Origin of the sequence: Shewanella sp. A32 (assembly GCF_029167175.1) — a bacterium.
GTDB lineage: Bacteria > Pseudomonadota > Gammaproteobacteria > Enterobacterales > Shewanellaceae > Shewanella > Shewanella yunxiaonensis.
This window is the reverse complement of sequence record NZ_JARFTS010000033.1, coordinates 15,656-28,192: the sequence shown is the minus strand read 5'-3', so window position 1 is coordinate 28,192 and position 12,537 is coordinate 15,656. Positions and strand designations below refer to the sequence as shown.

The following is a 12,537-nucleotide window of genomic DNA, read 5'->3' as shown; positions in this document are numbered from 1 at the left end:
GGGGAAGGATTCGAACCTTCGAAGGCGGAGCCGTCAGATTTACAGTCTGATCCCTTTGGCCACTCGGGAACCCCTCCTCAAATTGCGGCGGCAATAGTAGACAGAAAGCGTTTTTATGTAAAGCCTGATTTTGCAAAAACCACTAAAGTTAGTGGCAGTTCGGTCGATTAAATAACAACAGGTTGTTTCTTTGATGTTTTTTTATGCAATCCAAACCGATACTGCACAACGAACTGCAATTAGGATCTCGTTTAAATCGCGCGATAGAAACAAACTCGCGCAGTGATTTTGGCCTACTGTTGTCGCTTTTGTCACAAGATGTGCGCGATTGCCCACAATTTCATTTGCAAGATGAATTAGATAACGACACCCAGTTACGCCAGCAATTTGAGTTACCTCCAGCACCGACACTGCTGGGGGATCTCAGCCAGCAGTTAGTCACCGATAACAGTGCCCAATTTTTGTCAGAGGGCCCGACAGCATTTCGGTTAGCCGAAGCAATCAACGCAGAACCTATCGTGATCCGTGGTCACTGGGCCAGTGGCACCGGTGAAGTCCTGGAAAATTGTAGTCTTCTTGCTCGTAACCGTTTCAATGGTGAGCATTTTCCGTTATTGCCGGAAACGCCACAGCTGTCTGAATTGGTATTACAACAGTGTCTGGCGGCCCATAGACTACAAGCAGCGTGAAACTTGCCACAGAAACACAGGTTATAAGAGCCTATAATCACTAAGTTATGGTTCATTCCGGAGAGACGTCATGAAAAGCATTAAAGAAGCGCAAAGTGATTTGGTGAATGATACCTGTGCTGAATGTGGCAGTTTTGTCGATATCGGTACGGTGGTTGAAGAAAGCGATGTATTACTGCATTTACAGTTTTCAGGCAAAACCGCCAAGGAAGACGCGCAGACATTGGCAGACAAAGCCTCGGCAAGATTTGCTGATGCGGTGGTTACATTGACAGAAAAAGCACCTAATTGGCTGTTAGACATTGAGTTTGGCTGTAGTGCAGAAAAAATGATCTTCCAATTGGAAAACAGTCTGCCTTAATACAGATGGGATAAAACTGTTAGCAGATATATCTATTGTTGCTGCGTAATTCGTAAATGTGTAATCTTCGCGAGTGATAATAAAAAACAATAGTTTAGGTCTTTTAATTTGGCTGGATGTGAATGAGCGTTAATCGTGGGCAGTATTGGCGATTATTGGAGTCGCTAACGAATTCGACAGCGAAACAACAGGGTGATTTTGTTGGTACGGCGGAGCTTGCTACAAAATTACTCTGTGAGCACTTACAGGTCGATCATGCCAGCGTTTGGTCCTGGTCTAAGGACCAGCACATTCAATTTGAAGCGGCGAGATATGGTACACCCGCCAGTCAACAGCGCGTCCGGCCGAGTAATTTACAATCATTATCACATTATATTTCCGAGCTTCGAAATCATCTGCATATCGCCGCGAGTAATGCGGCTGATGATCCCCGTTTAGCTGAATTACATACTAGTTATATCCAGCCCAATCAGATTAAAAGTGCACTGGAAATTGCCGTCAGGATTAATGGACATATTGAAGGCGTCTTGAGCCTTGAACGATATGCCCAAAAAGCCATCTGGAATGACACTGAAATACATCTGGCTTGCCAGGTAGCGGATCAGTTGGCACTGACGCTGGCAACCGGTGATGCTTATCATAAAGATGAGATGCTGACATTATTCCAGTCAGCCATCGAAAAGTCAGCACAGATTACACTGCTGGTGAATTTACACGAAGAAACTATCGAATATGTGAATAAAGCACATGAGATGGTAACCGGTATTCCGCAAGATAAGCTTATAGGTCGGAGTTTTAAAGAGCTGGCTTTTTTCCGTCAATCTCCCGAAGCCGCTCATCAAGTATTAGAACAGCTATGTCGCGGAGAAGTGGTTCGCGGTGAAGTGCCATTGCAACATAAAAATGGTGACAGTTATTGGTTGAAATTCTATGCCAGCCAGTTTGAAACCAGACGCGGAAACCACTACGCGTTGGTGACGGCTGAAGATCATACCGAAGCACGCAATCATCAGACTGAATTAGAACATTTTGCCTGGCATTGTAATCTCACTGGCCTGTATAACCGTACCTATTTTAACCGCATGCTGGATCGTACAGAATGCGGCTATCTGCTACTCGTCAACCTAGTCGGCTTTAAGCGATACAATGACACTTACGGGCATAGTAAAGGTGACGATTTGCTGGTGGAAATCGCTCGTCGTCTGCGACATTTTTCAGCGTTATATAGTGGTGCTGAAACCGCACGTGTGGGTAGCGATGAATTTGCGTTGTTGTTACCTGAGTTGAAACAGGAAGACCTCCAACACTGCTATGGTCGTTTGTATCAACAGTTGAGTATGCCTATTTCCTTGGGGCGGGAGTCTGTGGATGTCCGTCCAGCCATGGCAATTGTCGCTATTGATGAAATTGTCGAAAAAGTGCCACCACTGACGTGTGCCGATATTGCGTTGCAATATGCCAAGAAAAAGCAGGGAATGGCTATTCAGGTGTTCAATAGCACATTACTGAAAGCATTCAAGGATGATGCGGAGATTGAACGAGATTTAAATCTGGCAATTCGTGGCCGTCAGTTTGAACTCTACTATCAACCGCTGAGAGATTTGCAAAGTAAGAGTTACATCGGTGCCGAGGCGCTTATCCGTTGGCATCATCCCAAACGCGGCATTATGTATCCCGGCGCGTTTATTGATATTGCTGAACAAACAGGGTTGATCAATAGCATAGGTAGTTGGGTGCTTGAGGCTGCCTGTAAACAGCTTTATCTGTGGCAACATCGCAATATTGACATGTCGATGCACGTTAACGTATCCGCCAGGCAATTCTTCGGAGGTAATCTTTATGAACAGGTATGGGATCTGCTAACTCGCTATCGTATTAAGCCGAAAACGTTAATTCTTGAAATCACTGAAACCGAACTGATGGAAGATATTCGCTATGCAACCAATCTGTGTCAGGAATTAGCAGATTTGGGCGTTGGTTTGGCTATTGACGATTTTGGTACCGGCTATAGCTCGATGCGTTATCTGAAACAATTCCCCATCAGCAAGCTGAAAATTGACCGTTCTTTTATCTCGGATTTGAATATTAGTCGCCAGAGTCAGGAAATTGTGAGTGCGATTATTGCGATGGCCAAGGCGCTCAACATTTCACTGACGGCTGAAGGGGTTGAAACCGCGGAACAGGAACGATTCTTAGCGGATAATCTATGTCACCAAGCCCAAGGATTCCTTTACAGTCCGGCATTACGTGAAGCTGATTTCGCCCGCTTTATTGAAGCAGACAAACCTGTGATGCTCCATTAACGCAAAAGCTTATTCATACAGCAAAGTTTAAACTTGCGACCACTGCCGCAGATGCAGGAATCGTTGCGTTTAGGCAACGCTGTCTGATATTGCTCGCCATCGGTATAAAAGCAGTGTTTATCTACCAACAAAAAATTTGACTGTTCGTAGATGGCATCTAATTTACCATCGATCTTATACCACGCTTTAAATAAGACGGTGCCGCGGCAATCCTGCTGTTCACTGCTGATCACATTCAACGTTAACCAATCTGGTTGCTTACCTTGTGCAAGTGATGTGGCCGTCAATCCGTGACGAAAATCCGGATGATGAGTTTTTTCTAGATAGCCGAACAAGTGCAGTACAAACGCCGCATATCGTGAACGCATCAATGCTTCTGGCGTAGGGGCAGGGATCTGATGTTGGTGGTATGGCCGGCAGCATTGAGAATACTGCTTGCCGCTACCGCATGGACAATTGCTTTTCGCGTCGATTTCCATAGAGGCCATCACAAGTTTTACTTAGTCAGTGGGCTGAAATGATGACCATAATAGAGATTGGGTTTGGGGGTGGCATCAAAAAAATGCTGAGGTTCAGCGCGGTTGCTGATATCGACTTTCCATTGCCAAACACCTTGGGCATTTTTTTCTGAAACAGTGACCATCTTTCCCGCAAATTCACTCACTGGCTCTTCCGTTTCGGCGGGGGGATGAAAACGCACCAGATAATAGCAGACATCTGTTGCTGAATTGCCTTGGATTAACCGTTTCACCAAGCGGAAATCGACTTCAATGTGCGCTTTGCGCTTACGAATTCGGTCAAAGAATTTCTGATAAAGTTCGACAATGCTATTCTTGCCGGTGACGATGGCGACATTCTGTTGTTCCGGAATATAGGTGGCGTCGTCAGCGTATATTGCAACTAACCGTTGAGGATCTAGTGCCGCAAAGGCATTAATGAATTGCTGATACTGTTGATTCAGGGCTACCTGGTCTGCATCGTCGCTATTGGCAGCCCATACTGGCTTTACCGTTGCGAACAGTAGCGCCAGTGCTATCAGAAAGATTCTCATTTATACGGTCTAATCAGATGTAATGCAGGTAACTATAATAGATGCCACGGTCGATCAGAAGATTGATTTCTTAACAAAGTGTGTAATCTAGACGTTGGAAAAGGATGGACTTTTGTTATGGATCAAAATGATAAGGATTTATTTCAGTCAGAAATGGCTGACGTTGTCCCATTAAAACAGAGTCATACGCTGCCTATTTCACCCAAAGCGGGCCCCTCTGATGCCCAGCAGGCCAGAAAAGCGGCGGCTCAGGCGAGTGAATATCTGTTACGGCTACCATTGGAATTGGTGCACATTACTCCAGTCAAACCCGATGATATGTTGAGTTTCAAACGTGAGGGGGTGCAAGAGGCTGTATTTAAGAATCTACGGCAGGGTAAATATAAGGTGGCCGCCGAACTTGATATTCATGGTATGACGGTACGACAGGCCAGAGACACATTAGTCGATTTTATTCTGACGCGTTTGCAAAGAGGCGATCGCTGTGTGTTGCTGATCCATGGTAAGGGATATCACAGTAAGCCGTTCCCGGCATTGATCAAATCGTGCGTGAATTATTGGTTGACGCAGTTAGACGAAGTTCTGGCTTTTCACAGTGCCAAAAGAGAACAGGGGGGGTATGGGGCAGTGTATGTGATGTTGCCAAAAAACGAGCAGCAGCGCGTTGATAACCGCGAGAAGAATCGCCGCGGCGGCTATTTACGTTAATTGCTGGAAGCGGGTCATCTTTCAAAATATTCCCCTTAACCGTAAATACATTCCGTGCTGGGAGTTTTTCGTTTGACATCATTTATCCCAACAATTATTTTAAACAGGTGTTTAAAATATTCTGGGGGATGGAATGGCCAATCGCTTTGATACCAAGACCCGTATTCTTGATGCAGCCGAACGGCTGTTTGCTGAGCGTGGTTTTTCGGAAACCTCTCTGCGACTGATCACCAGTAAGGCTGAAGTCAATCTGGCATCGGTTAATTATCACTTTGGCTCCAAAAAGGAGCTAATTCGGGCGGTGCTAGCGCGTTATCTGGATGTTTTCATGCCAGCGGCTTCTCAGGCAATCAATGCTCAGCGCAAGCAAGAACAACAGGCATCATTGCCAGAGATTTTTTCAGCATTGGTCAGCCCGTTGTTAAAACTCAATCAACTGTGTCCTGACGGTACGCGTACTTTTTTGCAACTGTTGGGGCGTGGTTACATCGAGAGCCAGGGGCATCTGCGTTGGTTTATCACTTCGCACTACGGTGATCATTTACAAACTTTTGTGAAAGCCGTGTCTGAAAGCGTGCCTGAAATTCCTGCTGCCGATATCTTTTGGCGTTTACATTTCACGCTTGGCACCATCGTTTTTGCGATGGCATCAGCGGATGCATTGATGGAAATTGCTGCCGCAGATTTTAATGAAAGCAACGATATTGAAGCTGTTATTCGTAAAGTGATCCCCTATATTTCTGCCGGCGTTGCAGTGTCGGGTAACTAAATCAAGGGTTTTGATATGACTATCCTGTTACTACTGCTTTTAGTTTTAGTCGCGTTGTTTTTTGTGCGCGATATTCGCATGCAATTTGTGACAAAGCCTGTGCTCCATTTCTTCCGCAAAGTATTGCCGCCGCTGTCAGATACCGAACGACAGGCGATGGAAGCGGGTGATGTCTGGTGGGAAGCTGAGCTGTTTCGTGGTCAACCCAACTGGGAAAAATTGCATGATTATGGCAAACCCACGTTGTCGTCTGATGAAAAGGCGTTCATTGATAATCAGGTCATGACAGCGCTGACCATGATTGATGATTACGACATTGTAAACAAACGCCGCGATCTGCCACCGGAATTATGGGAATACTTTAAAAAAGAAGGCTTTTTTGCACTCATAATCCCTAAAAAATACGGCGGTAAGGGGTTCTCGGCATACGCCAATTCGACCATCGTTAGTAAAATTGCCAGTCGTAGTCTCAGTGCTGCGGTAACAGTGATGGTGCCTAATTCGCTAGGTCCGGGGGAATTACTGACGCATTACGGCACGCAGCAGCAGAAAGAACGGTGGTTGCCAGCATTAGCTACCGGCGACGAAGTGCCATGTTTTGCACTTACTGGTCCGGAGGCCGGTTCTGATGCGGGCGCTATTCCCGATGAAGGAATTGTTTGCCGTGGTAAGTTTGACGGTGAAGAGATCATTGGTCTGAAACTCTCCTGGAACAAACGCTATATCACTCTGGCCCCTGTCGCTACCGTATTAGGCCTGGCGTTTAAGATGAAAGATCCGGAAGGCTTACTTGGCGATAATCAAGATCTCGGTATTACCTGCGCGTTAATTCCTACCAAGCATAAAGGTGTAAAAATTGGCCGTCGACATGATCCTCTACACATGGCCTTTATGAACGGTACGACACAGGGGAACGAGGTGTTTATTCCGCTGGACTGGATCATTGGGGGACCAGAATTCGCAGGTAAAGGCTGGCGAATGTTAGTTGAGTGTTTATCTGCCGGCAGGGGGATTTCCCTTCCTGCATTAGCAACAGCATCGGGTCACTTAGCCACGAAAACCACAACCGCTTATGCCTATATTCGCAAACAGTTTGGTTTGTCGATAGGACAGTTTGAAGGTGTGCAGGAGGTTTTAGCCAGAATTATTGCCAATACCTATCAACTGGAAGCCGCCAGGCGTCTGACCACCACTGGCATTGATCTTAAAGTGAAACCATCGGTTGTCACTGCGATTGCCAAGTATCACATGACGGAACTTGGCCGCCAAGTGATGAATGATGCAATGGATATACAGTCGGGCAAAGGCATCCAGATGGGACCGAAAAACTATCTGGCTCACGGCTATATGGCTAATCCAATCTCCATTACCGTTGAGGGTGCCAACATTCTTACCCGCAGCTTGATGATTTTTGGTCAAGGTGCCACACGCTGTCATCCTTATGTGTTGTCAGAAATGGAAGCGGCAGGCATGAACGATGAGACAGAAGCGCTCAATCGCTTTGATTCTCTGTTGATGGGGCATATCGGTTACGCATTGCGTAATGCTCTGGCAAGTGTCGGTCATGCCCTGACAGGAAGTTACTTTGCCTCCGCCCCCGTAAGCGGCGACACCCGCATCTACTACAAACAGATGTCGCGCATGTCTGCTGCCCTGGCATTTATGACCGATATTGCGATGTTGGTGTTAGGGGGAGATCTCAAGCGTAAAGAGATGATCTCTGCCAGACTCGGCGACGCTCTCAGTCAATTGTATCTGGGGTCGGCCACCCTAAAGTTGTTTGAAGATCACGGGCGCCAGTTTGACGACTTGCCGGTGGTACAACATGTGATGCAAACTCGGTTACAGCTCACTGCAGAGGCGCTGGAAGGGGTTATTCGTAATTTCCCGAATAAGCCATTATCCTGGCTGATGCGAATACTAGTATTTCCGTTGGGTAACTGGTTTAACGGGCCATCAGATAAGCTCAGTAGCAGTGTAGCCGTGAGTTTGCAGAAACCTTCACCAGTGCGTGAGCGGTTAACCTTTCTATGTCCGAATTTTGTGGGCGATACCGGTGGAATCGCAGAAGTTGAAGCAGCTTTTCAGGCGATGCATAAATGCCGTGATCTATATGCACGACTGCGTGATGCGCAAAAGCAAGGGAAACTCGCGCGTGAATCCTCATTGGAGGTTTTAGCAGAAATCGCTGTAGCCGAAAATATTATTACGGAAGAAGAACAAGCAAGATTACTCGCCGCAGATAAGCTACGACTGGCCGCCATTAATGTCGATGATTTTGCAAAATTGTAATCCATGGATGAATAAAAAAGGTACGCATTGCGTACCTTTTCTATTCGAAGTGAAGTCGATTTTTTAAGGTACAATCAAAACCTTACAGGTATTAGTGCCACCGATAGTCTCCATGACATCACCTTTTGTCATCAACACCATATCACCCGTATGAATGTATCCTTTATCACGCAAACACTCTAATGCCGCCTGCGCCAGAAAGTCTGGGGCATGGAGTGATGACTCAAATGCAACGGGATACACGCCACGATACAATGCCATCGCGGACAACGTTCGCTGGTGGCGGCTAAGCGCAAAAATCGGCAAAGCCGAACTGATACGAGACATCAGTTTGGGGGTGGCTCCCGATTCCGTCAGGGCCACAATCGCTTTCACTGCCGACAAATGGTTAGCCGCATACATAGTGGCGAGGGCGATTGTTTCTTCTACGGTGCTAAAACTCTGGTCCAGGCGATGTTTTGATACCCGAATGCTGGGATGGGCTTCGGCACCCAGACAGACTCTTGCCATAGCGGCGACAGTTTCTTCTGGGTAACTGCCCGCCGCGGTTTCTGCCGACAGCATAACGGCATCAGTGCCGTCAAGAACGGCGTTGGCAACGTCCATGACCTCAGCACGTGTAGGCATGGGATTGCTGATCATTGACTCCATCATCTGGGTCGCTGTGATCACGATTTTGTTGAGTTGGCGCGAACGACTGATGAGCTTTTTCTGTACTGCTACCAGAGCAGGATCGCCAATTTCTACACCCAGATCTCCACGTGCCACCATAACCGCATCTGATGCATTAATAATGTCATCAATCGCTGCGTCTGACGCTACTGCCTCTGCGCGTTCGACTTTAGCAACGATCAGTGCTTCACTACCGGCATTGCGTGCCAATTCGCGGGCATATTCCAAATCCGCGCCTGAGCGAGGGAATGAAACCGCCAGATAATCCACCTTAATTTCAGCGGCTGTGATGATGTCATGTTTATCTTTATCCGTAAGAGCCGCCGCAGACAAACCGCCGCCGCGTTTGTTGATCCCTTTGTTATTTGATAAAGGACCCGCAATGGTGACCGTCGTAAAAACTTTGCGGCCTTCGACCTTCGTGACTCGTAGTTGCACTCGGCCATCGTCTAACATCAAGGTATCGTCAACATCGACATCATCAGGCAATTCTTTGTAATCGATGCCTACCCGATTCACATCGCCTTCACCTTTGGGCAGTTCGGCATCCAATACGAATGTTTGTCCCTGCGTTAGTATTACCTTGTTATCCTTAAAGGTAGATACCCGGATTTTAGGGCCTTGCAGGTCACCCAGAATTGCGATTTGTACGCCGAGTTCTTTTGCGATGTTTCTTGCATCAGTCGCGCGTTTAATGTGATCTTCTGGAGAGCCATGGGAAAAATTAAGACGAACGACGTTTGCACCAGCGGCAATGATTTTGCGTAGGTTATCGTCACGGTCTGTGGCTGGACCCAGTGTTGTCACGATTTTTGTTCTGCGAAACATGGTGTTTATACCCCATTAAGTTTGCAAATGTGCTGCTTAATATCTTAACAGAGTTACATTTGTTTTGTAGGAAACTTACAAACAAAAAAGCGACAGAAAGATGTTTAAATTTTGTGACTTTAACCAAAAATGGTTAAAAAATAAGCGACTGCTGTATGGCGGTCGCTTGGGGATAAAAACGTAAGAGGTTGGTTACATTACATCAGTTTTTTCTACGCGGGACTCTTTCAGAACCTCTTTAACCCGTTTCAGACTTTCGCGAAAGCGCGGCCCACGACGCAGGGTAAACCCAGTGGCGAGTACATCAACGATGACCAGTTGTGCCAGTCGGGACGCCATTGGTAGATACATATCGGTGTCTTCAGGGACTTCCATTGTTACCGGCAGGGTACATTCACGGGAGAGCGGTGAATTGCGTGAAGTGATGGCGATCACTGCGGCGCCATTTTCTCTTGCCAAACGAGCGATATCCAACAATGACTTAGTGCGGCCTGTGTGTGAAATTAACACCACCACATCACCTTCATTACTGTTAATACAGCTCATCCGCTGCATTAACACATCATCGAAACAAATTACCGGGACATTAAAACGAAAGAATTTATTCTGTGCATCATGAGCTACTGCTGCAGAGGCTCCCAAACCAAAGAAGGAAATTTTTTTCGCCTGGGTGAGAACATCGACGGCACGGTTAATCGCGATAGGGTCCACACTCTGGCGCGCGGTATCCAGCGCCGCCATGGAGGACTCAAAAATTTTGTTGGTGTAGGAGTCTGGAGAGTCGTCTTCCTCAACATGGCGACTGACATAGGGCGTACCATTCGCTAGGCTCTGTGCAAGGTGCAGCTTAAAATCAGGGAATCCTTTTGTGTCCAGCCGGCGACAAAACCGGTTAACCGTTGGTTCACTCACATCCGCCATTTTTGCCAGTGTTGCTATGCTGGAATGAATGGCAGTTTGTGGGGAAGCCAGAATAACCTCGGCAACTTTACGCTCAGATTTGCTGAAATGAGGCAGGTTCTTCTGAACCTTTTCTAAGGTATTCATATGTTATTAAGTCCGCAGGCCAATAGATTATGTAATTTTATTAGTTTCTTGCTGTAAGTTATACGAAGCTCAACATCAAAGTATTGACGGATATCAAAGCCATATTAGATTGCGCTAACGTGGCGAAATGCCGCATGTAACAGGGATTACAATGCGCTGAGCATAACAGATTTACCATAGTTTTGACCAGCCATCAGGGAAAGGACAAAGCTTAAATAACAGATGCAGTTTTTCGTGTTTGTGGTTATATTACAACAATTCTGTATATCGATTTCCGAATGCGTGGTTTACGCTTGGATCTGTTAAAGTGAAGCCACCCTAATTCAAAGGAGAGAGTTAAGCGATGGGCAAATCATCATCCGAGACCAAAGCCTGTGATTTTGTACTCTTTGGCACAAAAGGAGACCTGGCCCGGCGCAAATTGTTGCCTTCATTATACCAGCTCGACAAGGCCAATTTGTTACATCCTGATACCCGTATCATTGGCGTTGCCAAAGATGCCTTTACGCAGGAAGAGTTTATTGAGCGTGTGACTCAATCTATCAATAAGTTTGTGAAAGAGGACGTCTGTCCTGAAACCTTGCAACGTTTTCTTGGACGGTGTCATTACATTGGTACCAATTTCACTGATGTGGACGGTTATGCGGCGTTTCATAAGCTTCTGGATAGCCAGAGCCGTGTAATGGTGAACTATTTTGCCACTCCGCCGGCAATTTTCGGTGACATCTGTCGTTGTTTGCACGCACAGGGTCTAATCAATGCTGAAACCCGCGTGGTACTTGAAAAGCCGATTGGTTCAGATCTGGCCTCTTCCAAAGTGATTAACGATCAGGTATCTGCCTATTTTGATGAACGTCAGGTTTATCGTATCGACCATTATCTTGGTAAAGAAACCGTACAAAACCTCATTGCACTGCGTTTTGCAAATTCACTATTTGCCTCCAAATGGGACAATCGCACCATTGATCATGTGCAGATCACTGTTGCGGAAGAAGTCGGTATCGAAGGTCGCTGGGGGTATTTTGATAAGGCTGGCCAGATGCGGGATATGATCCAGAACCATCTGTTGCAGGTACTAACGTTGATTGCCATGGATCCGCCGGTGAACCTTGATGCTGACAGTATTCGTGATGAAAAAGTCAAAGTATTAAAATCGCTGCGTCCAATCACCATGGACAATGTGTTTGAAAATACCGTACGCGGGCAGTATTCCGCAGGTTTCCTTAAAGGTTCGCCAGTGCCTGGATATCTGGAAGAAGAGGGGGCCAACGTTCAGTCAAATACCGAGACTTTTGTGGCGCTGCGACTGGATATCGATAACTGGCGTTGGGCCGGGGTGCCATTTTATCTACGCAGTGGTAAACGGATGCCGTTCAAGAGTTCTGAAATCGTCATCTACTTTAAAAATCCCCCACATAATCTGTATCGCTCCAGTTATCGTAATCTGCCGCCGAATAAACTGACGATCCGTCTGCAACCGCATGAAGGGGTTGAGATCCAGATGATGAACAAGGTACCAGGGTTGGAGCAGAAACAGCGACTACAGACCACTAAGCTTGATTTGAGTTTTTCCGATACCTTTAAAAATGAACGGATCCCCGATGCCTATGAACGCCTGTTGTTAGAAGCAATGTCAGGTAATCAGGCACTGTTTGTGCGCCGCGACGAAGTAGAGCAAGCATGGATCTGGGTTGACGGTATCATTCAGTCATGGGAACAGAGCAACGAGAAACCCAAGCCTTATCCTGCGGGCACCTGGGGGCCCGTAGCTTCGGTGGCATTGATTACTAAAGACGGACGTTCCTGGGACGAATAAG

The 12,537-nt window shown here is 46.6% G+C and carries 11 protein-coding genes; 7 read left to right on the top strand and 4 right to left on the bottom strand.

Features of this window, described 5'->3' with window-relative positions:
• Positions 1-203 precede the first annotated feature (203 nt).
• The 3 genes from PY479_RS16720 (at position 204) to PY479_RS16710 (ending at position 3,353) form a co-directional block, all read left to right on the top strand.
• Positions 204-689, top strand: coding sequence for a VC2046/SO_2500 family protein (locus PY479_RS16720; protein ID WP_275484460.1), 486 nt, complete (start codon positions 204-206; stop codon positions 687-689).
• A 70-nt stretch (positions 690-759) separates the two neighbouring features.
• The gene (locus PY479_RS16715) at positions 760-1,050 is read left to right on the top strand and encodes a DUF406 family protein (RefSeq protein ID WP_212593556.1); all 291 of its coding nucleotides are present in this window, start codon (positions 760-762) and stop codon (positions 1,048-1,050) included.
• A gap of 122 nt (positions 1,051-1,172) precedes the next feature.
• Positions 1,173-3,353, top strand: coding sequence for an EAL domain-containing protein (locus PY479_RS16710; protein WP_275484459.1), 2,181 nt, complete (start codon positions 1,173-1,175; stop codon positions 3,351-3,353).
• Here the strand turns inward: PY479_RS16710 and PY479_RS16705 are convergent.
• Together PY479_RS16705 and PY479_RS16700 are read right to left on the bottom strand one after the other, a co-directional pair.
• Positions 3,350-3,841, bottom strand: coding sequence for a YchJ family metal-binding protein (locus PY479_RS16705; protein WP_275484461.1), 492 nt, complete (start codon positions 3,839-3,841; stop codon positions 3,350-3,352). The two genes, PY479_RS16710 and PY479_RS16705, sit on opposite strands and share 4 nt — an antisense overlap.
• Before the next feature lie 8 nt (positions 3,842-3,849).
• Complete coding sequence (locus tag PY479_RS16700; protein WP_275484458.1) at positions 3,850-4,404, bottom strand: nuclear transport factor 2 family protein; 555 nt, start codon at positions 4,402-4,404, stop codon at positions 3,850-3,852.
• A 117-nt stretch (positions 4,405-4,521) separates the two neighbouring features.
• Between PY479_RS16700 and smrA the strand changes: the two genes are divergently transcribed.
• The 3 genes from smrA to PY479_RS16685 all read left to right on the top strand — a co-directional run bounded on the left by smrA (position 4,522) and on the right by PY479_RS16685 (position 8,173).
• Positions 4,522-5,112, top strand: a complete 591-nt coding sequence (gene smrA / locus PY479_RS16695) for a DNA endonuclease SmrA (protein ID WP_275484457.1) — start codon at positions 4,522-4,524, stop codon at positions 5,110-5,112.
• 133 nt (positions 5,113-5,245) lie between these two features.
• Positions 5,246-5,881: a TetR/AcrR family transcriptional regulator gene (locus tag PY479_RS16690; RefSeq protein WP_212593551.1), complete on the top strand. Its 636-nt coding sequence runs from the start codon at positions 5,246-5,248 to the stop codon at positions 5,879-5,881.
• Between the two features lie 15 nt (positions 5,882-5,896).
• Positions 5,897-8,173: an acyl-CoA dehydrogenase gene (locus PY479_RS16685; protein WP_275484456.1), complete on the top strand. Its 2,277-nt coding sequence runs from the start codon at positions 5,897-5,899 to the stop codon at positions 8,171-8,173.
• 63 nt (positions 8,174-8,236) lie between these two features.
• Here PY479_RS16685 and pyk read toward each other — a convergent pair whose 3' ends face one another.
• Both pyk and PY479_RS16675 read right to left on the bottom strand, forming a co-directional pair.
• Positions 8,237-9,673, bottom strand: a complete 1,437-nt coding sequence (gene pyk, locus PY479_RS16680; RefSeq protein ID WP_275484455.1) for a pyruvate kinase — start codon at positions 9,671-9,673, stop codon at positions 8,237-8,239.
• Positions 9,674-9,865: 192 nt separating this feature from the next.
• Positions 9,866-10,720, bottom strand: coding sequence for a MurR/RpiR family transcriptional regulator (locus PY479_RS16675; RefSeq protein WP_212593548.1), 855 nt, complete (start codon positions 10,718-10,720; stop codon positions 9,866-9,868).
• A gap of 343 nt (positions 10,721-11,063) precedes the next feature.
• Here PY479_RS16675 and zwf point away from each other — a divergent pair, with 343 nt between their 5' ends.
• The gene (gene zwf, locus PY479_RS16670) at positions 11,064-12,536 is read left to right on the top strand and encodes a glucose-6-phosphate dehydrogenase (RefSeq protein ID WP_275484454.1); all 1,473 of its coding nucleotides are present in this window, start codon (positions 11,064-11,066) and stop codon (positions 12,534-12,536) included.
• Position 12,537: the final 1 nt, after the last annotated feature.